Source organism: Microlunatus sp. Gsoil 973 (assembly GCF_009707365.1).
Lineage (GTDB): Bacteria > Actinomycetota > Actinomycetes > Propionibacteriales > Propionibacteriaceae > Microlunatus.
Map to the genome: position 1 here is coordinate 1,427,074 of NZ_CP046122.1, position 20,650 is coordinate 1,447,723.

The following is a 20,650-nucleotide window of genomic DNA, read 5'->3' on the forward strand; positions in this document are numbered from 1 at the left end:
CCGCAAGCTGTGCGGCATCGGGGCCCCGATCATCCCCTATCGGATGCCCGACGGGCTCCCCGGACGACTCCACCGAGCATCAGATCATCGCCTCCAGGCGATTGCCGGCGGTTGCTGGGTCGCCCCAGGATTCGCCGCCGGGCGCCAACTCGAGCAATGGCCAGAGGCTGTAGAACGTCTGAGCCGCGGCACTCATACCAGGGTCCGCGGTCTCCATCGCCCGACAGATCTCAGCCACAACGGACGGGCCAAGCTCGCCGTGCAGGAAGGCCAGGTCAACCGCCGGATCATCAACCCCGATCTCTCCAAGATCAAGAAGTCCGACCAGCTCGCCGTCGTCGTCAACGATCAGGTGCTCGACGCGGAAGTCTCGATGACACAGAACGCGGACTGTTCGGCGACTCTCCAGTATCGCGACCGCGGCTTCGGCCCGTCGCCTCAGGCCGGCGTCCAGATCCGCCGCGGCCAATGCCTGCCGAAACTCCGCAGTCGGATCATCCTGCGGCACACCACGGGCGATGGCGTCGTCAACATCAAACGCGTGTAGGCGGTCGAGAACCGCCGCGATCTGTTTCACCAGTTGTGGATTGCGCTGGACCATTTGGGGGCTCAGCGGTTTCCCGAAGACCCGGCGCTCGAGGATTGCCGCCGGCAGCCCGTTCGCCTCGTCAATCACCATTGCGCCGTGCGGAACCGGGACGCCACGACCTTGCAGTTCGGCCAGCAACGCCACCTCATGCCGGCGACCGCCGCGCCATGTCCACGGTTCGGGATAGCGTCGCGACACCCGGAGCACCCACTCACCGTCGGGTGAGGTCAGCCCGTATGTCAGGGTGCTGATGCCCTCACCGATCAGCATCGGTGGTGCCTCGTTCATCTCCGGTATCCGCTGGCGGACAATCGAGACCAGTCTGTCCACCGCCGCAGGCGTCACGGTGGTGGTCCACCTGGTCACAGGATCATTCCCGCGCGCTCGTTCGCGCCCGCGCACAATGTCTCGGGCATGATCATCGGCATCGACCTCACAGCCGCGCTGCCGCTGCGGCGACGAATTCGTCCAGCGTCGGATCCGGTCTGTCGTCGTCGCCGTTCCAGGAGAGGACGTCGCTCAGATCCCAGTACGGGTGGTACTCGGATGTCCCAGAGACCGTCATCCACATGGTCAGGAACCGATCGGCCACCTGCTGGCCGAAATGGCCGACCAGGTTGGCCCGGCAATGGGCGACATCGGCTGCGGCCCCACCGACGCACGAGCTCGTCCAGTCGACGATCCCGCTGATCCGTCCCTGCGACCACAACACGTTTCCGGGGTGAAAATCGCGATGGATGAACACCTGCGGCACTTCCGGCTGGACCCCCTCGAACAGCTCGATCGCCCGCTCCCACGCCGCCGGGTACTTGCTCCATCCAGGCGGCAAGGGCCGCTCCGGTGGATACGGCGCGAACCGACGCAACCCAGCACCGGCTACCGGGACCGCGTGCACCTCCGGTAACGCCTCGGCAAGCCGGCGCAACCAGCCGTCCAGATCGTTCGGTCGCCACTCGACCCGACCGGGCAGCTCTGACATAACGATCGTCGGCGTACCGGTGGCACTGCCCTCCGGGTCAGCGGCCAGCAGCCGTGGCGCTGCAATCGGAGTGCCGGTCAGCAACCGCAACACCTCGGCCTCGTTCCCGGGGGTCCACGGCTCGTCGGCAACCCAATCCATAACGTACCGGCGGAGGATCACCGGCTGCGTCGAGCCGTCGCGACTGCGGAGCAGGACGCGATGGACGGCCGAGGAGGTACCGCCGGGCAACGCCCTCACGCCTGCGACGTGGGAGGCGCCGACCTGTTCACATACCCATGCCAACGCGTCAGCCGGTGGGTCTCCGCGCAGCATGCGATGCAGATCCGGTTCGAGTGCGTAGCCATGCGGGACCGGTGGGATCGATGAATCGGATGACATGCTTCTCTGACTCCTGGAAGATGCGCAGCACCTACGATCACTCCGTTTCGAAACGGGTGGATGCTGCATTTGACGACAACGGACTGTGCACGTTGACTCCAGGAGGTCCACGTGCCGGCAGCAGACTTACCGTCTGCGCCAAGCGCTGTCGTCGCCCGAGCCGTCGAACTCGGGCCGGTCAAATGATCAGCATCATGCCCTGCATTGTTACAGATTCCCGCCACCCCAACGGACTGACCCCTCGGACCGTGTCGCGAGGGATACCTCGGTTGACTCCTAGCCGAGCCGCATATCGCCGCACTCTCGGTGGATGGTGGCCGAGAACGGGCCACGTTGACCGCGCCGCTGAGGTACCGATACACGCCCGGAGGCCAGGCATGGATCCTGACCGAGGCCGCGTCCAAGAAGGCCAGGCCGCACCAGAAGATGCGACCGCAGTCACGATCCGAAGACTGATCCAATTTCGCGCACGCATGCCGAGCCAGGGACAACGGCTCCGATCTATTGGTGAAGACGAGCGGATGAGCCGCCCGGGCATGGGAACGGAGTCGGAGATGACCAAGTCGTGCTGAGCATGTCGGTGTCACTGGATGGCGTTGCGGGCCCGAACGAGGCAGACGCCGATGGCATGACCATGTTCAATGTGGTCCTCGGCTGGGTCTACCCGCTGCATAGCTGGCGCCACGAGCAGGGTTTGGAAGGTGGCGACGACTCGGTCGACTCAAAGGTGTGGGCGGAGAACTTCGCGCAGTTCGGCGCACAGATCATCGGCCGGAGAATGTTCGACTGCGGCTATCCGAACTGGGGCGACAATCCGCCGTTCCACGCGCCGGTGTTCGTCCTCACCCACCGAGGCGGAGACCGGATCGAGAAGGACGGCGGGACGAGCTACACATTCGTCATCGACGGTATCGACCGTGCGGTCGCGCGGGCGCGCGCCGTGGCGAACGGCAAGGATGTCCTGCTCGCAGGAGGTGTCAGCCTCGCCCAGCAGGCACTCGCGGCCGGCCTCGTCGACGAAGTGGTCCTGCACGTCACGCCCGTCGAGCTCGGCCGCAGGATACGACTGTTCAGCACTGATCAATTCAATCTGAGGTGTGTCGAGACGACGCAGGGTGAAAATGCCGTCCATCTGCGCTACGAGGTCATACCGGATCCAGCCGAAACATCAGCTCTGTAGAGCAGATGTTGATCATCACAACCTGGTTCCGAACATCGCCCTCTCCCTCACCGAGGCTCCGGATGTCGTCCCATCTGCAGGTCCGCGTACGACACGAATGCCGGCAGATGATCTTGAACCCGGCAGGAACGGCCCGCGCGACATGGGTCAGATGGAATGGTGAACCGAGCGCCGGTCATCGTGATCGCAGCGTGGTAACGGCGTGGTCGATCGTATTGATCATGATTGTCGGCGGTTCTTCTGGGTCGCTGTCGATGAGGTGGGTCAGTCCGCGCAGGACGACCCGGACGGCGAATGTTGCGGGGCTTATGCGGTGCCGGTACAGGTAGCGCTCGACGAGTCCCGTCTGGCTGCCCAGCATCCATCCGCTGTCATCGGCCCAGAAGAGAAACTTGGGAAAGCCGATCAGGGGATCTTCGAAGCAGGCGTGCTCGAAGTCGACCCAACCGATCGCCCCCGGTCATCGGCCAACACATTCAGCGGGTTATAGTCACCGTTGGAGAAGACGAGCGGTAGCTGACGTCTGGGCAGCTGTTGTTCGAGGACCTGCACAGCGTCCTGGAACAGCCGCGTACCGGCCCAGGGGGTTGTCCGCGCGAGGACCTCTGCCAGTTCCTGGTCCAGCGTCTGCCGTGGGATTCGATCCGCAACCTCATCGCGGACGAGTTGTTCGGTGAGTGCGTGTAGACCATCGACCGCGTCGAACAGCAACCGACAGCTTCGATCACCGACTGCTACGTCGCTGACGCGGATCCACGGCAGAGGTTCACCCGACAACCGGGTCATGACCAGGACATCGAACCTGCCGGAATCAGTCGGTACTGTCTTCGGCCCGGCCAGGACCGTTGGGGCCCGACAGCCGACCCGACCCAGCGCATCAAGGACCGCCGCCTCCACGCCCAAGGGGCTGTCGGCCTCGGGCAGGGACTTGACGACGCAGGTCATCGGCCCTGCGGGAGTCGCCAGCAGCAGCTCGGCCGGAAAAGGACGCGGCAACGTGCGGAACGGACGTACCCGATCCACGTGGCTCCCCGGCGCAACCAGCCTCGCCGCGGCCGCATGGATCTGATCCACGACACCCATCACGGACGACGCTACCCGCGGTTCGGCATGATGCTGAACAGCGACACTGGGCCACCGACGGATCGGATCGAGGCGATAGCGATGATCAACCGCGGGGCCGTCATGATGATCGCCAGTGTCTCACTCGCTGTCAGCGTCGGGCTGGCAATCGCTACGACGCTGGCACTCGTCCCGGCCTCGCGCACCCTGTCCGCCACCGCCTCTGTCGCGATGAGCGTCCTGTCCATCGGTGTGCCCTTCATCGCCGCTGTGCAAGCGGTTCGCCACGCTCAGCATGAGCCCAGCGGGTTCAGCCGAATGTACGCACGCACGTTCGCAACAGCCCTCGGTCTGGGATTGGTCGTCGCCGTCGCATGTTTGATCATCGGTTTCGCCTGCGGCGCCCGACTTCACAACGCTCCTGCGATAGTCGGTGGATCACTGATCGCCCAGGCGGTGGCACACCTCGTCGGAACCGGTTTGGGTCTGCTGCTTGCACGACCAGTCATCGCCAGCGCGCTCACTGTCATACTTCCGATCGGTCTGTGGCTATTGCTCGGAGTGCTTCTCCCACCCGCCCGCGACTGGCTGACACCACTGCCGTCGGCGAACCGCTGGTGGTCAGGAACCCTGACCGGCGAGTACCTGCCGCGGTTCGCGATCATGGTCCTGCTCTGGGCAGTGTTGCCCAATGCGGCCGGGGTGATCCTTACTGGTGCCCGCTGGAAACGGCAACCGTCCCAGTGAGCGCTGCCACCAAAGGCGGATCCCTTGCGGTTGCAGCTGCCTTCGGCGAAACGCATGGCTGGCCGGGGCACGTCTGTTCCCGGTAGAGCGTCGGAATTTGCGGTGATCCGGTAGCCAGTCCTTCCCGCGTCACACGGGCTGCGCGATGAGTTGCACAACCAGACCTGAGGACGGCTCGACCCGGTACACCAGATGGTGCGGCTGTCGGGTGGTAAGGACATCAGCGGGTCGGCTGCCCAACAGGTTCCGCAGCAGCATTCGACCGATCATCTCGTGGGAGACGATCAGCGGTCGGCGTGCTCCTGTGAGCGCGATCCGATCGAGGGCAACGGCGGCTCGATCATCGGCGTCGGCGTAGCTTTCGCCACCTGGGAACCGCCAGAGGTAGTTGTCCATCGCCCGTTGATCCAGCGCGCCCGGGAATCGACGGTTCGCCTCCGCGGTGGTCAGCCCAGCCATCTCGCCGTGGTGAACCTCCGCCAACTCCTGGACAACCTCGACCTCCAAACCAAGAGACTCGGCCGATATCCGCGCCGTGGCCAATGCCCTTCCGATCGGGCTGGTCGCGACCAGATCGACGCCCAGGGCGTATGCAAGGCGCGCCAGGCCAACTGCATGCCGATGGCCATCCGCGGTCAGGGGCGAATCGAGTTGACCTTGCTTGCGACCCTCCTGATTCCACAGGGTCTGCCCGTGCCTGGCCAGATGCACGACATCAAACGTCACCGGCGCATCCAACCGCGTCCGTTGCGTGCCGAGCAATCGGGTATCGGCCGGCCGCAAAGCGACGCGCTTCAGAAGAGCACTCGGGTAGCCAGCAGGCCAGTTCCTTCTTGCCGCCCGGAGAGGATTCGGGCGAACTCCACGGCGTCGAGAGTGAGGTGTTGGCCGCCGTCACCCTGCCGGTACCTGCCACCGGCCGGCCCCGTCAGATCGAGCTCGAAGGGGCTGGCGTGACGTCGGGCCCATTCGGCGGCGACGTCCTCGAGGAGACGCGCGTTGCACGGACGGCTGAGATCTGGCCGCCGCCGGGTCGCGCGGGCGATGTCGACGGTGTGCAGCCACACGTCGCGGGTGTAGACGACGTCGTAAAGGTGGCCACCGTTCTCCCGTGTCGGCATGCCGGGCGCGGTCGACCCGCTCTGGTCGACGGGTGCGTTGACCATACGGAGGAACGGCGACCAACGCATCCGGCCCGCAACCGCCTTCGGCGCGATCGTTTGCAGCGCGGTGATCTGTTCAGCCGGGGTCGCGCCGCCATGCTCACGTACCTGCAGGGCGTTGTAGGCGTCCAACGCATTGCCGCCGGCTGCGCGCGGTGGCGGATTCCGTAGAGCTGCTGGCGCGCGAACTCCCGCAGGGAGGCATTGGAGCGGCCGGCGCCGATGAGGTGTCCGACGACGGCGGCGACGTCCCACCCGGGGCATTCGGTCGGCGCCGACCAGTCCGCGGGAGCGAGCGTGCGCAGCAGCACCAGTAGCTGGTCGTACGCCGCGGTGGCAACCTCGGCGGCGTCGATGCGCCGCCGGATCGGGGTGATCGAGCTGACGTCCCGTGCGGTCCCCGAAATCATGGTCTCTCCTGACGTTGTTAAGAATTATGCCGACGGTTACCAGCAGATGTTGGCCAGAGGCGTGATTGGGCGGGCCAGGATCTCCGCGCGCACATCCTGGGGAGCCGGTCACCCACGCAGAGCGGTAAGTAGGATGGGCGCGCTTCGGAGGTTGACTTTCGAGGCACTCCCATCTTCCACGAGAGAAGAAGGCCGCCGCAGAATGAAGATCACGCACGTCGAGCAGTTCGCTCCGAAACACCGCACCCGGCTGATCCGCATCGGCACCGACGCGGGAATCGACGGCTGGGCGGAGAGCACGCTGGAGGGCAAGCCCAAGTCGGCCCCGGCGGTCATCGACGAATATGCGCAGTACCTGATCGGCAAGGACCCACTTCGGATCGAGCATCATTGGCAGCAGATCTACAGATCGGCCTTCTTCAGGGGCGGCGCACACAACATGAGCGCATTGGCAGCAGTCGATGCAGCGTTGTGGGACATCGCAGGCAAGCACTACGGGGTGCCCAGCTACAACCTGATGGGCGGTGCCGTGCGGGACAGGATCAGGGTGTACGCACACTGGGGAATCCGCGACCTGTCCGAAGCGGGACTTGAAGCCTCGCGCCAGCGACTCGACATGCTGCAGAAGAAGGGCTACACGGCGTACAAGGCCGGTCCAGCCGGCCCCTGGCGCGCCCACGAGCCGCCGTCGAGGATCGACCAGTTCGTCGAGGCGGCCTACAAGATGCGGGAGTGGGTCGGCCCGGATGTGGAGCTGTGCTTCGACTTCCACGCCAAGATGACGCCGGCGCTGGCGATCGAAGTGTGCAACGAGATCAAGGGCATGCGGCCGATGTTCGTCGAGGAGCCCGTGCCACAGGAAAACACCGACGCGTTGAAGCTGGTCGCCGATCACGTCCCGTTCCCGATCGCCACCGGCGAAAGGCTCCTGAGCCGGTGGGAGTTCCGGCAGGTCATCGAGAAGCAATGCGCGGCGCTGCTTCAACCCGATGTGGCGCACTGCGGCGGACCGAGCGAATTGAAGAAGATCGCCAACTACGCAGAGGTGTACTACCAGCACATCATGCCGCACTGCGCGATCGGCCCGCTCGCGCTGGCCGCGTGCATGCTCGTTGACGCCGTCGTCCCCAACTTCCTGATCCAGGAGCAGGTCGACGCCGGGCTCGGCAACGGCCTGCTGAAGAAGGACTGGGAGGTGATCGACGGACACATCCAATTGTGGGAGACCCCCGGCCTGGGCGTCGAGGTCGACGAGGCAGAGGCCACGAAGGAGTTCACCGGCGAGTCGTACGGGTACCACGCCGAGCTCGGCGGAGAGACCTACCACCAGAACGACGGCTCGGTGGCGGACTGGTAGACGCGATTGCCCGCGGTGCTCGGAGCGACCGCTCCGGGTGCGCGCTCCCGAACGTGATAGCCGGGAGCGGTGGTTGCCTGGTTCGCCCGCCTCGACGCCATGATCAGCTCACCGCACGACGATATCGCTGCGGACCTCGTTGATCATCAACGCTGTTCCACGACCGAAGTTCAGACGGCGGGGCAGGTGGTCAGACGGTGATCTCCCGAAGCTGGGTGACGCCGGGCCCGCTGAGCAGAGGCAGCAGCGCAGTGCGACCGGTGAACAGGAGCAGCAGCGCGCTGACCGGTCCCTCGATTTCGACGCCGTTCCCGGCACTCCAGTCGGTGTCGGTAGCCACGAACCGAAACGAGCGGAGACGTCGTCGCGCCCAGAACGGCCAACTCATGGTCCAGACCCGCTGCGCACCGGCCCGGGCGGCGTCGACCGGCATCGTGCGGTCCAGCCCCAGCGGCACGGCGATGTCCTGAGTGTGGACCAATACGTCGAACAGGATGTTGCGGTAATTCGTCACTGGCGGCAGCCGCCGGGATGCAGCGTGCTCACGCAACTCCGCAACCAGGTTGCCGTCGAGGCGGTCGGCGTGTCGAACTGCCGTGTCGTGGTTCAGGATGTGGAACCGGCCCCGGGCGCGCGCGCCCTCGATGAGCATCCCGGCGATCGATGGCGGCTGCGGAGCCAGAGCCACGTGCGCCGCAACGTCACGCACCCGCCAACCCGTGCACAACGAAGGGGTGTCCCATTGTTCGTCAATAAGGGCATCCAGCAGATCGGCAAGGCTGCGCCGCTGGTGCTCGATCACCTGCCAGCTCCGCTCTGCGTCCACTCCGCCCATCCTTCTTGGTAAGATACTCTGACGATTTAATCAGTGAGCCTTACTACCGTCAAGGGAGATGTTGTGGCAGGACGCGCACTGGACCGGCTCAATACCGGATTGCTGCTGTTCGTCTCCTACCGAGCCCTGGAGAACCGCGTCTTCGCCGCGCTAGCCGAGGCCGGTTATCACGACTTCACCGTCGCGCAGGCCAGAGTGGCCCAACGCATCGGCCCAGAGGGAACGCGGCTCACAGAACTGGCCGAGGCGGCCCAGGTGACCAAGCAGACCGCCGGATTCCTGGTCGACCAGCTGGAACGAGCCGGCTACGTGGAACGAGTCCCCGACCCTCGAGATGCGCGCGCCAAGCTCATCCGCCTCGCCGCGCGTGGCGCGCAGACTGTTGCCGTCGCCACCGAGGCCGTCGCCCGGGTCGAAGCGGAGTGGGCCGAACATCTGGGCGCACGACGCTACGCACAGCTGCGCGGCATCCTCACCCAGCTCCGCGAGATCACCGACCCGTACGCCGAGCATCAGTAATTGATCACGGGCACGGTCGATGATTCGGCTATCCGTGTCACGCGGTGATCAAGATCGAACCTCGCCGTGATCACGTTGTCGACTGCAACGCGTTGTTGGGCACGACTGTTGAGTCGGTCTGGCAACATGTCCTGGTGCCCCGACGCTTGCTGTTCTGGTTGGTGGCGGCGCTGACCGTCGTTGGCGCCGTACTGATCGTCTGGCGGCCCTGGGACGCCTGCGATGCCCCGGGCGAACTGTGTTCTGCCGTCGAGGAGATCAAGAAGTCGCCAGATGTCGTTGACGCCGGAGTCAGCTACGAGATCACCCGAACCGATCCCAAGGACGGCGATGCAGCCCGGGCCGGCTGGACCGTCCGACTCTCATCCGACCTGACGCCTGACCGGGCGGGTGCAGCCGCGACACGGGCCGAGGGCGTCATTCATGGACGGCAGGTTCATGGCGTCGACATCCATCACTTCATCGACATCGTCGCGGGAGAACCGCGAGGCAGGAAGATCCCGGTCTATCCGTTGGATGTCACCTTGAGTGACGATCCCGCTGTCCAAGTGTCCCGCGGATTCGAGCTGTTGCAGCATGGAGCATCCCGGGTGTCCGCCGGGGCAGCCGAGGCTACCGACACCGACGGGCTGCTGGCTCTTGCCGGCTTCGCCGCCTCGCGCGGATACCCGACGTCGCTGGCCACCGCCGACGGATCGGTGCGCTATGAGACCACCGAGACCGTCGCGCCGGACAAGGTACGTCTTGTGGTTGATGTCGCCGAACTGAACAGCGTCGGCACGGTGGTGCTCTCCGTCGACGGCAGGCTCGAAGTTCACACGACGCGCGCCGACCGGTCGCCCGAGGCGGTCATTCGCTGGCTCGAGAAGCGTCACCCGCCGGGCGGCGATCCGATGGCGTACACGCTGACCGGACCGGGGTACGCGGCTGTCCGGGGTGGCTGGGTCGGCGCGGTGACTCCGCCGGCGCCGAAACCCCATCCGGCCGCCCTACCGCCCGGCGTTGAGCCGTGGCCGGCGGACACGGCTGCGCCGGACTGTGCCGGCAAGGATCTGAAGGTGACCCTGAGCAGTCCGGACGCCGCGGCGGGGCGCCGGTTCATGGCGGTCCTCGCCCGCAATGTCTCCCAGCGGCCGTGTGCGGTCAGCGGCGCGCCAGGCATTCAGTTTCTCCAAGCCGACGGGACACAGCAGGTCGGCGTGTCGACTGCGCCGTCGAGTCCCGGCGTGATCGGCTCACGGGTGGTCGTGCCGGTCGGGGAACGGCTGATCGCGACGCTGGAGTGGGGCGCGTCGTCCAGCGGCGTGGACTCGACCACCTCGGTGCAGATCACCGCCGTACCCGGTGCGGTTCCGATACGGCTCATACCGCGGTTCGACGGTGCACCGACCACGCTGGACGTGCTCGATGACGCCGAGGTGAAGCTCGGCCCATGGGCCCAGGCGGTCGACGGCTGGTCAAAGCGCTGACGCGCTGCTCGCTCTGTGTGACAACGCTCGGCATGGCATAGGTCACACACCTGATCTGTCACACCGATGACGTCGGCGCCATCTGATGGTCATATGCCGCGCTCGTCAGACACGGCGCACGTTATCGAAGGGAATCCACAAATCATGAGCAAGACCTGGTTCGTCACCGGTTCGTCCCGCGGCCTCGGACGCAAGTTTGTCGAGGCTGCGCTGGCGCGCGGTGACCGAGTCGCGGCGTCGGCCCGTCGCACCGCACATCTTGAGGATCTGGTTGAGTCCTACGGCGACGCCATACTGCCCGTCGAGCTGGACGTCACCGACAGACGCTCGGTCTTCCAGGGTGTGGAGCGGGCAGTGGAGCACTTCGGGCGACTCGACGTCATCGTGAACAACGCGGGCTACGCGTTGATCGGCGCAGTCGAGGAGTTGTCGGAGGAGCAGCTGCGCGACCAGCTCGAAACCAACCTGTTCGGTGCGGTGTGGGTGATCCAGGCGGTGCTGCCGCATCTGCGGAAGCAACGCAGCGGACACATCGTCCAAATCACTTCTGCGGCGGGGCTGTTCTCGATGCCGCTTGGCGCCGGATACCACGCATCCAAATGGGCGCTGGAAGGCTTGAACGATGCCCTTGCGCAGGAGGTTGCCGACTTCGGGGTCAAGGTGACGATCATCGAGCCTGGCGGTTTCGCCACCAGATCGGGCAAGAACCCGGACCCCCTCAACAACGGCCACCTGGCCGAGACGAACGCCGCCTACGACACTCTGCGCGAACGCCTCGCTACGACGTTGGGAACGCAACCGGCCGGTGACCCGGGCGCCGCCGCCCAGGCGCTGCTCAAGCTCGTGGATTCGGATAGCCCGCCGTTGAGGGTGCTCTTCGGCACCGGCTTCTATCCGATGCTGAAGAAGGTCTACGCGGACCGGCTGCAGACCTGGGCACAATGGCACGACCTGGCCGCCGAGGCCCAAGGCAATCTCGATCCGGAGGAACAATTGTCCTCCTGACGCACCGGTCGGGCGAACATGATCAGGTTCGGGCGGTTTCCTGTGGGATCGGCGAACCGGCGCCCGGCGGTGCAGCGATCTGATACCTACCTGTTCGGCGGGTTGTTGCTGTCGCCGCTACGCAGCGCCTGTGCTGTGCGGTGGACGATCCCGAGTATGTCGAGCAGTCGCCGCCCATCAGACGAGCCGAGTCCGGACGTGAGCGAGTCTTCAAGCATGGCGCGCTCGCGTTCGACCGGCTCCCTGAAGACTCCACTCTATTTCCGTCAGCCACAATCGGACGGGGCGACCGTCCCTTTCATCGCGAGCGCGGTTGACCAAGCCCGCTTCAGACATCCGAGTGGCCATCTTGGCCACTGCCGGTGTGCTGACCGACCGTCGCGTTCCCACAGCGCCGCCAGCAGGTGATCCTGTCCGAGGTACAGCCCGTGGCGCTGCGCAGCGGCATCGGCCAGGGCGCGGTACCGATTGCAACCCGATCGTTAACCGGTTATTATAATGTCGTTAACCAGTTCACGATTGGATGATCATGTTACTCATCACCGGCGCGACCGGGCACATCGGACGACCATTGGTCGACCAGCTTGCGCAACACGGAGTACCGGTCCGGGTGCTCGTCCGAAGCCTCGACCGTGCAGCAGATCTGCCCGACACGGTAGAACGCGTCCAGGGTGACCTTGACGATCTGTCGACCCTGACCGCGGCCTTCCGCAACGTCAGGCGCCTGTTCCTACTGACACCCGGGATCGGCACCTCCATGGCCGACAACGCACTCCAGGTGGCGGCCCGCTCCGGGCTGGAGCAGGTCGTGTTGCTGTCCTCCACGAACGTGATCGGCGATCCGGTGCCGGCGATGGGCCGGTGGCACCATAGCCGCGAGATTCTGGTGCGCGCATCGGGAATCCGCTGGACGATTCTGAGGCCGAACGGCTTCATGTCGAACATCTTCGAATGGCTCCCCACCCTCGCCAAGCACGGGTATGTGCTGGACGCAACGGGACCCGGGCGTCACGCCGTCATCGACCCAAGCGACGTCGCCGCGGCAGCCGCAGCAGCGCTCACACAACCGGGCCACGACGGAGCCGAATACACACTGACCGGCCCGGAATCACTGACCACCGCCGACCAAGCACAAATCCTCGGCGAGGTGCTTTGTCGCGAAATACCTCTACGCGAGGTGACCACAGCAGAAGAAGCCGTCCGCTCCCGGTTCCCCAACGGCGCGCCGAAATCGTTGGCCGATGCGGTGACACAGGCCTGGACGCTGATGCGTGCCGACACGCTCGGAGCCCGCACGGACACTGTCCAACGGCTGACCGGACGACCACCCAGGACATTCCGCAGATGGTGCGAGGAAAACGTCGAAGCCTTCCGGAACGCACTCGACGGTGTGTAGGCGGGATGCAAGCCGGCGCGCCGGGGCTCGTACCGCGAGCCCTAGAGTCGGTTCTCGTGTCCCGCTTCCTTGAGGTCTGCCATGATCGAGCAGCCGAAATGATCCGCGAACAGTACCCTCAGTGGGCAGGGCTGCCTCTCACGCGAATGCGCGCCCTGGCGGTTCTGACCACATCATCTACCGTCTGGGTGATGAAATGACTGTGCGGTCCCGCGCCACGCGGGAGCGGTTGACCAGGCCAACCATGAGGCCCACTGGCTACCGAGGCTCGCACGGCATCTTCCGCTCGCGATCCCAAGCCCGATCTCTATCGGGAAACCTCGCCACGACTATCCATGGCACTGGGCGATCCACAGCTGGCTGGAGGGGCGTGCGGTAACTGCAGAGGAGTTCGGAGAGTCCAACGAGGCCGTACGCACGCTGGCGGATTTCCTCATCGCACTGCGCAGCTTTCCCGTCGACGGCGGGCCACCGCCGCGGGCTCTTCCACTCCAGGAGCGGGACACCCCCACCCGACGCAACATCGAGTCGGCCGCTTCGGATTTCGATCCGACCGAGCTGACCCGGATCTGGGAAGCCGGCTTGAATGCCCCACCGTGGGAAGGTCGGCCGATGTGGTGCCACGGTGACTTCCACACCGGGAACCTGCTCGCCACAGACCGCAAGATCACTGCTGTCATCGACTTCGGCGGCCTGAGCATCGGCGACCCAGCCAACGACTTGATGATGGCGTTCACGTTGTTCTCACCAGGACCGCGGCGGACGTTCAGGAACACTCTCCAGGTCGATGACCCGACCTGGCTTCGGGCCCGAGCTTGGGCACTGACGACTGGACTGACGGCATACACCGCCTACGCAGCAACCGACCCAGCAATACGGAAGTCGACAACCCGGCAGATCTCGCCGCTATTGAAGAGTGACCAACCAACCCGGACGAGTTCGCACACGTTTCACGTCCGCAAGAGGTTCAGCGGTTGACTCAAGCTTCCGCCGGCCAACCGCGGCCGAGGCGGGACCAACCATCGGGCACTTAGTTCGGAGTAGTGCCCTGGTGGTGGCCTGGCTAACGCAGACCTAGTAGGTGATCCGGCGCCCGGAATCACAGTTGGGCCGAAGTCTTGGCTTCAGAGTTGATGAGGGTGCTACAGATCGTCACCATCGAGGCGTAGATCTCGGTCCAGACGTTCCGACATGGCATCTAGCGTGGCCTCGGCCGCGGACGAAACCTTGACGTCCACATCATTCACGGCCTGTCGGATCACGCGAGCATGCTCGGCTTCCCCGAGTCCAGCCAAGGCCCGGACCGCGGCCTGCCTGACTCGAGGGACCTCATCGGCGACGAGGCTGTCAAGATCGTCCCCTGCCTCCCCCAGTCCGCGCGATCGGCAGACCTTGGCGCACATCTCGCGCACCCGCCAGTGCTCATCGGCCAATCCGGCAACGACGGCTGCCACCGCCATGTCGTCCCAGACGTACAGCAAGCCGCGGGCGGCCCAGACTCGAATCCAGTAGTCCGGCGATCCACCATCAAGAATCCGTTGAAGATGACCACCGCTGCCCAACGCATTGAAGGCTGGATTCTCGGGGTCCTCGATCGTGACCGCACCTGTCAGCAGGTCCGTGCACCACCCGACCGTTCGTGCCACGCCGTACTGATCCGCCACGTCGGCCCAATGCTCACGAGGGGTCGTCACATCAACCTCCTCGGCAGGTCCAGATCCCTGGAACAATTGCGGGCCACTACGAGTGTGCCAGACACTCGACTCCGCTGATCAGAGGCAACTTCTTGTCCGATCTGGGCCAGGCAGCAACGAGGCGGCTGCTCGATAATGGTTCGTGTGTCGACACCCAGATCACGATGGTGCGTTGTCAGTGTGAAGGATCGATGACCGACAGTATGTGGTTGCGGATCACCAACTGGGGGATGAGAGTTCTGCTGTGACGGACGCGCTCGAGGCGGCTGGCAGGGACGAAGCGACCAACCGCCGGATCAGACCGGTCGCCATCGACGGCGATCGTGTCTCGCGGCCATCAACACCGGCCTCGGCGACGATTCAAACGTTCCTCCGGTTTCTTCGCAGCCAGGACATGGACTGTGTCCCTCAGCCGCTCGGCCTTGACCTGGGCAGCGAGACATTGCAGTACATCCCCGGGGCCAGTGGCGGTGACGGCTGGTACCACCAACACACCGTTGAAGGCCTGGCGTCGGCGGCACGTCTGCTGCGCAGAATCCACGATGCCGGCCAAACCTGGGATCCTCCGGCGGACGCCGTGTGGGGCGCACCGGTGGTTCAGGCCGACGAGGTTGTCTACTGCCACGGCGATCCAGGGCCGTGGAACTTCGTTTGGAATGACAACAGGGCCGTCGGTCTCATCGACTGGGACTATCTCCACCCGGGGCCACGCCTCGACGACATCGCCTACGCCCTGCGATGGTTCGTCCCGATGCGCTCCGACCAGCTTGCCCTGGACTGGCATCACTTCCCCATGGTCCCCGACCGGAGGCATCGCATCGAAGTCTTTCTCCAGGCCTACGGCGATCTGCCACGGTTCGATGTCGTGGAGGCCGTCGCCAGTCGAATGATGGCAACGCGCGACTTGGTTCACCAACGCGCCGAGGCAGGACAAGAACCGCAACAGACCTGGGTCCGGAACGGTGCGCTCGACCGCGAGGACGAAGAGATCGCCTGGGTCCTCCATCACCGCGAATCACTCACACTCAATCAAATAGGCGGCCACGCCGAGGCCTGATTCGATGATCAACCGGGCTCACGAGCGCGCCACCAACCTTGCCCAGGCCAAATAGAGGGCCCAGTCGCAACAAGAATCCGCTGGGTCGGCGCTCACGAGGTCGGGATACCGAGCGCGTCCATCATTCCCTTGACGTACCCGATCGACCAGCTCCAGGCGTTGTGCGCATCGCCGTTCATCTGTGGAACATGATCAACAATGAGGATGCCGTCGAACCCGACCTCCGCCAATGTCTGGAGATAGCACTTCATGTCGCCGTACCCGGAGTCGATGAACGTCTCGACGAAGTTCGGCATCGGTGAGCTGACGTTGCGGAAGTGGATCTTCCACAACTTGTCCTGTGCCGCGAATCCTCGGATCGCCTCGGCAGGCGTACGGCCCATCGTGTCGCCGCCCTCCAACCAGCTGCCCAGGCACAGGCACGCGCCGAAGTTGGGACTGTCGGCGATCTCGAATGCGCGCTGGTAACCGTCCCAGGAGCTCGCGACGCACCGCGGGATGCCGCCCAGCGTGACGCCCGGCGGATCGTCGGGATGCAGGCCGATCCTGATGCCCAGCTCCTCGGCGACCGGGACCACACGGCGGGCGAAGTAGGCGAAGTTGTCCCAGATCTCGTCCTCGGTGTACTCGCGTCCGTGGGTGACACCGGTCGCGGAATATGAGGTACCGGCCCACAGTCCCGTTGCCGAGCCGTGGTCGTACGCCCTGGCCAGCGCACCACCTCGGGTCGGCTTGCGATCTCGTCCCCAGATGCCGTTGGCCATATGCGCGTACGTCGTGTAGGTCATGCCGATGTCTGCCATCGCGTGTAGGTGCTCGATGTAGGCGTCGATCTTCTGATCGCGATCTGCCAATCCGAGAGTCACCGACGGCATGTTGTGGACATCGGTGTTGCCGACGTTGGTCAAGTTCAAGCCGGCGGAATCCACCCGATCCTTCACCGCGCGGAAGAAATCCCGACCGCCGCCCGTCGAGCCGACCGTGACATGCTGCACACCCATCTGAGCCGCATAGTCAAGGTCCTCCTCGGTGAAGTCCTGCGGCAACTGCAAAGTCAACTTCATCCAGACACTCCATTCACACGTAAAGGCTCGGCCGTCAGGTCGCCCAGCAAAGTCCCGGCTGACGCAGCGGGGCGTTCCGCAGCTGGAGGAGCTAGTTGTACCCGGCCACGAGATTGGTTACAGCCGGCTGATCGGTGGGAGCCCGCCGAGTGCGGTGTGTCGGCGTCGAGTGTTGTAGAGGTTGAGCCAGGGCGCAAGGGCCGCTGCGCGTTCGGCGTTGCTGGTGAAGACTTGGTGGTAGGCCCACTCGATGGCCAGGGTGCGGTTGAAGCGTTCGACTTTGCCGTTCTGCCACGGGCAGTGCGGCTTGATGAACTTGTGTTTGGCGCCGATCGTCGTGATCACAGCAGCGAGGTCGGCTGATCGGCGATAGGACCAGTGATTGTCGGTGATCACGCGTTCGATCCGGTCGATGCCGTGATCGGCGAAGTATTGCGCGGCGCGCGCCAGGAAGCTGGCGCAGGTAGGTCCTTTCTCGTCGTCCAGGATCTCGGAGTAGGCCAGCCGGGAGTGGTCATCGACAAGCGAGTGGACGTAGTCGTAGCCGATCCGGGCCTTCTTCGCTGCGGCGGTTGAGCCCATCTGCCGGCCGTGGGCCTTCCAGCCGCCACCATCGGGGATTTTGCCTATTTTCTTGACATCCATGTGCACCAGATCGCCCGGACGATCGCGCTCATAGCGGGTTGTGGTGGTCTTGGAGGCTCTGATCACCTCACCGGTCAACGGATCACAGTCGGCCAGGTAAGGAATCTGGCGACGGCGCAGGACCCGGCACACGGTGCGGGCCGGGACACCGAGCTCGGGACCAATCCAGTCCTGGCCCCGCCGTTGGCTCCGGCGCAGCTCGATGATCTTGTTCTCCACCGCTACCGGAGTCCGGTTCGGGCAGTGATGCGGACGTGAGGACCGGTCTTCCAGACCGGCCTCGCCCTCAGCTCGATACCGTCCAACCCAGCGACTGGCACATTGACGGGACACCCCTTGAGCCTTCGCGGCATGGGCGACCTTCCAGCCCTGGTCACAGACACGTTCGACCAACAGCTTGCGGCCACGAACATTCAAACGCGCGTTACGGTGGGACACGAGGACCTCCTGGAACGGTGAAGACGGCTATCTCCACCGCACCCGGAGGTCCTCCTCAGGTCAACAACCGACGCGGAGTGTCATCAACGTCCCGGCCGAGTACAGCTAGTCGCGGGCGAGAGCTCTTATGCCGTCCCATTCCCGCCACAGGTCGGTCATGACGTCGAGCGATATATCGCTGTGGCCTTCGCGGGTCAGTCGGAAGTAGATGGCGTAGCGGATGTTCCCGGATACGTTCGATGCGATCCCGTGCCCGATCTGGTAATGCGATATGACTGCGTCGCCGGCGTTTGGGGTGAGCTGTTGCGGCTCGGGTAGCTGAACCGGCGGCATGCCTTGAAGGAGGGCCGTTGGGCCGGCCGCGGCGAAGTAGTCGGCGTACGTTCGGTGCGTGCCTGGCCATACGGTGAAATTGCCGGCGTCGGGGGTTGGCGTGTCAGAGAGGTATACCCCGACCAGCGCGGTGAAGTTCGCGATCGTCCCCTTCTTGACCCCGTTGTCCGGGGTGTACATGCCGTCGATGTGGGGATGGATTTCGGCGGCGGGTCCATTCGTGGGAAACCGCAATGCGATCTGCCCATGAGTCACCGGCAGCAGGGTGCCCTCGCCGATGACTGACTCGGCCATCGACCACAACGGCGTGTCGACGAGCAGGCTCAAGATGGCGTCCGATCCGGTGATCTCCGGGCAGTAGGACTGCGCACGGAAGGTGGTCAGTTGCTGTGGGTCGATACCGCGCTCCCCGAGGGACGCGTTGATCGCGCGCAACGCCGCCTTGACCCTCTCCGGCGGCACTGCCCCTCGGATCAGTGTGAAGCCGTCGTCGTAGATCTGTTGTCGCTGCTGGTCATCCAGATACTCCACTGTGTACTCCCGATGCGTTTATGGTGTGGCCCCGACAGGGGCGAGCGGTTTCGATGCCGGCGTGCGCCACAAGTAGCCTTCGACAACTTACTTCTTGCACTTCTCGATGGCCTGTGAGAACTCGGCACGCATCTTCTCGCCACCGCGAGACTTCCACTGCGAGCGCCACTCGTCCAGATCACTCATCTTCTTGCGACCAGTGACGATGCCGTTGTAGTAGTCGGTGCCGAGCTGGTCCAGAGCCGCACCCTTGGACACCTGGGTCGGCGAGTAGAGACCCATCGTCGGGTCTGCCTCAGCCACCTTCATGGCAGCTGCCTCGGTGTCCTGCGCGATCTTCGCCAGGCCCGGGTCGGTCGGATAGAAGAAGTTGATCTCGCCGGTCTCGCACATGTAATTGAGGGTCATCTCATTGGCGACCTTCGGATCATCCAAGGAGGTCGGGATACCCTTGTCGTCGAACTTGAAATGTCGCCCTTCCATGCCATATTGCATGAAGGTGTATTCCTCGCTCCCGTACGGCGCGGCGTAGTAGTTCAGAATGCCGAGGAGTTCCTTGATCCTTGCCTCGTCCTTGATGCTGCTGGGGATTGCGCAGAAGCCGTAGATTCCGCTTCCCATCGGCAGTACTGGGTCGCCGCCGTCATGACCCGGAAGAGCGAAGGGGGCCAATTTCGCCTGGGGGTCGGCCTTATGCAGGTCGCTCTGCTTGCCCATCATCCCCATCAGCGGGTTGAAGCCCTGAGCGAAGAATGCCACCCGGCCGGAGTTGAACAGGTCGAGCGACTGCTGGAAGGTGACTGTCGCCGATTCCGGGTACATCGCACCGGCCTTCCACAACCTGGCGGCGAAGTCAACGGCGCTCGCGTACTCCTCGGTTTCGACCTGGTGAACGAGCTTTCCGCTGTCGTCGAGGCGCCAAGCGTTGGGCACGCCGTACATGGCCGCCCAAAGACCGCCGCCGAATCCGCTGATTGCCCAGCTGTTCTTGCTGTTCTTCGCCCCCTTGGTGATGTTGGTAACCAGCTTGAACACCTCCTCGGCATTCGTCGGATTGTCGACGCCTGCCGCTTCTGCCCAGTCCTGCCGGTAGAGGTTGGTGCTGCCGTTCACCGGTTGAACGGGGCGTGGGACTCCGAACAGCTTGCCTTCGAAGGCTGTCCCCTTCCACGCCCAGTCGGGGAACAGATTCAGGTTCGGGAACTCCTCGATCCCCTTCCCCGTCAGGTACTTGGTGAGGTCGTGAAACGCGCCCTGCGAGACTGTCTTCTCGAAGGCGTTTGCCCCTGCCCCACCGGTGAAGTTGATGTAGACGATGTCCGGGAACTTCCCGCTCGCGGCGAGCGTGTTCAGCTTCGCCGGATACGAGTCCGATGGAGCCAAGTTCGGCTGGATCGTCACGCCGAGGCGCTTGTTCAGCTCCTGCCACCACGGGTTCTTGTCGTACGCGGTCGGTGGCGGTGAGAACAGGATCTGGAAGGTGGTGACCGTACCGCCGCGTCCCGGCGGCTCGGTGACCGTCTTGTACGGCTTCGGATACGCCGTCCATCCCAAGGGCACGCCCTCTTGGTCGGAGACGATCGCCCCAGGGATGTCCGGCGCGGCTTTGACATTGATATCCAGCGCATTGACGCAGGACGCCGCCGCCACCTTCTTGCTGTTCGACGTCCCTGCACATCCGAGCAGAGCGCCTCCGGCGGCGGCCGCCGTCCCGGCAAGCACCAAGCGCCGAGTGTAAGAGTGGTTGGCAATAGAATTGGGTAGCGACATTGCTAATACCTTTCGCTGTTTCGCTT

The 20,650-nt window shown here is 64.5% G+C and carries 20 protein-coding genes and 2 pseudogenes; 9 read left to right on the forward strand and 13 right to left on the reverse strand.

Annotation, left to right across the window (positions count from 1 at the left end; all coding sequences use genetic code 11):
• Positions 1–79 precede the first annotated feature (79 nt).
• A complete protein-coding gene (locus GJV80_RS06635) occupies positions 80–877 on the reverse strand; it encodes an aminoglycoside phosphotransferase family protein (RefSeq protein ID WP_154687217.1) in 798 nt (265 codons plus the stop codon).
• A 145-nt stretch (positions 878–1,022) separates the two neighbouring features.
• The gene (locus GJV80_RS06640; RefSeq protein ID WP_154687218.1) at positions 1,023–1,949 is read right to left on the reverse strand and encodes a phosphotransferase family protein; all 927 of its coding nucleotides are present in this window, start codon (positions 1,947–1,949) and stop codon (positions 1,023–1,025) included.
• A 574-nt stretch (positions 1,950–2,523) separates the two neighbouring features.
• Between GJV80_RS06640 and GJV80_RS06645 the strand changes: the two genes are divergently transcribed.
• Positions 2,524–3,129 (forward strand): dihydrofolate reductase family protein, encoded by a 606-nt coding sequence (locus GJV80_RS06645; RefSeq protein WP_230208372.1) that lies wholly within the window; start codon positions 2,524–2,526, stop codon positions 3,127–3,129.
• 175 nt (positions 3,130–3,304) lie between these two features.
• Here the strand turns inward: GJV80_RS06645 and GJV80_RS06650 are convergent, their stop codons facing one another.
• The gene (locus GJV80_RS06650; protein WP_154687220.1) at positions 3,305–3,490 is read right to left on the reverse strand and encodes a hypothetical protein; all 186 of its coding nucleotides are present in this window, start codon (positions 3,488–3,490) and stop codon (positions 3,305–3,307) included.
• A 44-nt stretch (positions 3,491–3,534) separates the two neighbouring features.
• Positions 3,535–4,212: a phosphotransferase gene (locus tag GJV80_RS06655; protein WP_154687221.1), complete on the reverse strand. Its 678-nt coding sequence runs from the start codon at positions 4,210–4,212 to the stop codon at positions 3,535–3,537.
• On the opposite strand from GJV80_RS06655, the gene GJV80_RS06660 reads away from it, so the two are divergent.
• Positions 4,189–4,938 (forward strand): hypothetical protein, encoded by a 750-nt coding sequence (locus tag GJV80_RS06660; protein WP_195909203.1) that lies wholly within the window; start codon positions 4,189–4,191, stop codon positions 4,936–4,938. The genes GJV80_RS06655 and GJV80_RS06660 overlap by 24 nt on opposite strands.
• 129 nt (positions 4,939–5,067) lie before the next feature.
• Here the strand turns inward: GJV80_RS06660 and GJV80_RS06665 are convergent, their stop codons facing one another.
• The 3 genes and pseudogenes from GJV80_RS06665 to GJV80_RS24970 form a co-directional block, all read right to left on the reverse strand.
• Positions 5,068–5,664, reverse strand: a complete 597-nt coding sequence (locus tag GJV80_RS06665; protein ID WP_195909204.1) for a histidine phosphatase family protein — start codon at positions 5,662–5,664, stop codon at positions 5,068–5,070.
• Between the two features lie 68 nt (positions 5,665–5,732).
• Complete coding sequence (locus tag GJV80_RS06670) at positions 5,733–6,233, reverse strand: hypothetical protein (RefSeq protein WP_230208195.1); 501 nt, start codon at positions 6,231–6,233, stop codon at positions 5,733–5,735.
• A gap of 77 nt (positions 6,234–6,310) precedes the next feature.
• Positions 6,311–6,412 (reverse strand): annotated as a pseudogene (locus GJV80_RS24970) (maleylpyruvate isomerase N-terminal domain-containing protein); the annotation flags it as partial.
• Between GJV80_RS24970 and dgoD the strand changes: the two are divergent.
• Complete coding sequence (gene dgoD, locus GJV80_RS06675; RefSeq protein WP_195909206.1) at positions 6,399–7,868, forward strand: galactonate dehydratase; 1,470 nt, start codon at positions 6,399–6,401, stop codon at positions 7,866–7,868. The pseudogene GJV80_RS24970 and the gene dgoD sit on opposite strands and share 14 nt — an antisense overlap.
• Positions 7,869–8,058: 190 nt before the next feature.
• On the opposite strand, the gene GJV80_RS06680 is transcribed toward dgoD, so the two are convergent.
• Positions 8,059–8,694 carry a maleylpyruvate isomerase family mycothiol-dependent enzyme gene (locus GJV80_RS06680; protein WP_154687225.1) on the reverse strand — a complete coding sequence of 212 codons (636 nt, stop codon included), beginning with the start codon at positions 8,692–8,694 and terminating at the stop codon, positions 8,059–8,061.
• 72 nt (positions 8,695–8,766) lie between these two features.
• Here GJV80_RS06680 and GJV80_RS06685 point away from each other — a divergent pair, with 72 nt between their 5' ends.
• From GJV80_RS06685 to GJV80_RS24975, 5 genes and pseudogenes are all read left to right on the forward strand, one after another.
• Complete coding sequence (locus GJV80_RS06685; protein ID WP_230208196.1) at positions 8,767–9,222, forward strand: MarR family winged helix-turn-helix transcriptional regulator; 456 nt, start codon at positions 8,767–8,769, stop codon at positions 9,220–9,222.
• A 44-nt stretch (positions 9,223–9,266) separates the two neighbouring features.
• A complete protein-coding gene (locus tag GJV80_RS06690) occupies positions 9,267–10,691 on the forward strand; it encodes a DUF4232 domain-containing protein (RefSeq protein WP_154687226.1) in 1,425 nt (474 codons plus the stop codon).
• 144 nt (positions 10,692–10,835) lie between these two features.
• Entirely contained in the window at positions 10,836–11,696 is an 861-nt protein-coding gene (locus GJV80_RS06695; protein ID WP_154687227.1) for an SDR family NAD(P)-dependent oxidoreductase, read from the forward strand.
• Between the two features lie 523 nt (positions 11,697–12,219).
• Positions 12,220–13,092 carry an SDR family oxidoreductase gene (locus GJV80_RS06700; RefSeq protein WP_230208197.1) on the forward strand — a complete coding sequence of 291 codons (873 nt, stop codon included), beginning with the start codon at positions 12,220–12,222 and terminating at the stop codon, positions 13,090–13,092.
• Between the two features lie 222 nt (positions 13,093–13,314).
• Positions 13,315–14,070, forward strand: a pseudogene (locus GJV80_RS24975) (aminoglycoside phosphotransferase family protein); the annotation flags it as partial.
• A gap of 164 nt (positions 14,071–14,234) precedes the next feature.
• On the opposite strand, the gene GJV80_RS06710 reads toward GJV80_RS24975, so the two are convergent.
• The gene (locus GJV80_RS06710) at positions 14,235–14,786 is read right to left on the reverse strand and encodes a HEAT repeat domain-containing protein (protein ID WP_154687228.1); all 552 of its coding nucleotides are present in this window, start codon (positions 14,784–14,786) and stop codon (positions 14,235–14,237) included.
• A 244-nt stretch (positions 14,787–15,030) separates the two neighbouring features.
• Between GJV80_RS06710 and GJV80_RS06715 the strand changes: the two genes are divergently transcribed.
• Positions 15,031–15,843: an aminoglycoside phosphotransferase family protein gene (locus GJV80_RS06715; RefSeq protein WP_154687229.1), complete on the forward strand. Its 813-nt coding sequence runs from the start codon at positions 15,031–15,033 to the stop codon at positions 15,841–15,843.
• Between the two features lie 92 nt (positions 15,844–15,935).
• Here GJV80_RS06715 and GJV80_RS06720 read toward each other — a convergent pair whose 3' ends face one another.
• From GJV80_RS06720 to GJV80_RS06735, 4 genes are all read right to left on the reverse strand, one after another.
• Entirely contained in the window at positions 15,936–16,907 is a 972-nt protein-coding gene (locus GJV80_RS06720) for a mannonate dehydratase (RefSeq protein ID WP_154687230.1), read from the reverse strand.
• Between the two features lie 117 nt (positions 16,908–17,024).
• Positions 17,025–17,990: an IS481 family transposase gene (locus GJV80_RS06725; RefSeq protein ID WP_154687231.1), complete on the reverse strand. Its 966-nt coding sequence runs from the start codon at positions 17,988–17,990 to the stop codon at positions 17,025–17,027.
• A gap of 105 nt (positions 17,991–18,095) precedes the next feature.
• Positions 18,096–18,854, reverse strand: a complete 759-nt coding sequence (locus tag GJV80_RS06730) for a phytanoyl-CoA dioxygenase family protein (RefSeq protein WP_230208198.1) — start codon at positions 18,852–18,854, stop codon at positions 18,096–18,098.
• A gap of 87 nt (positions 18,855–18,941) precedes the next feature.
• Positions 18,942–20,624, reverse strand: coding sequence for an extracellular solute-binding protein (locus tag GJV80_RS06735; RefSeq protein WP_154687232.1), 1,683 nt, complete (start codon positions 20,622–20,624; stop codon positions 18,942–18,944).
• Positions 20,625–20,650: the final 26 nt, after the last annotated feature.

Coding starts and splice junctions, on each gene's coding strand:
- GJV80_RS06735 (WP_154687232.1), bottom strand. CDS start 20,624: ATGTCGCTACCCAATTCTATTGCCAACCACTCTTACACTCGGCGCTTG.
- GJV80_RS06700 (WP_230208197.1), top strand. CDS start 12,220: ATGATCATGTTACTCATCACCGGCGCGACCGGGCACATCGGACGACCA.
- GJV80_RS06640 (WP_154687218.1), bottom strand. CDS start 1,949: ATGTCATCCGATTCATCGATCCCACCGGTCCCGCATGGCTACGCACTC.
- GJV80_RS06695 (WP_154687227.1), top strand. CDS start 10,836: ATGAGCAAGACCTGGTTCGTCACCGGTTCGTCCCGCGGCCTCGGACGC.
- GJV80_RS06635 (WP_154687217.1), bottom strand. CDS start 877: ATGAACGAGGCACCACCGATGCTGATCGGTGAGGGCATCAGCACCCTG.
- GJV80_RS06650 (WP_154687220.1), bottom strand. CDS start 3,490: ATGCTGGGCAGCCAGACGGGACTCGTCGAGCGCTACCTGTACCGGCAC.
- GJV80_RS06645 (WP_230208372.1), top strand. CDS start 2,524: ATGTCGGTGTCACTGGATGGCGTTGCGGGCCCGAACGAGGCAGACGCC.
- GJV80_RS06720 (WP_154687230.1), bottom strand. CDS start 16,907: ATGAAGTTGACTTTGCAGTTGCCGCAGGACTTCACCGAGGAGGACCTT.
- GJV80_RS06655 (WP_154687221.1), bottom strand. CDS start 4,212: ATGGGTGTCGTGGATCAGATCCATGCGGCCGCGGCGAGGCTGGTTGCG.
- GJV80_RS06660 (WP_195909203.1), top strand. CDS start 4,189: ATGGATCTGATCCACGACACCCATCACGGACGACGCTACCCGCGGTTC.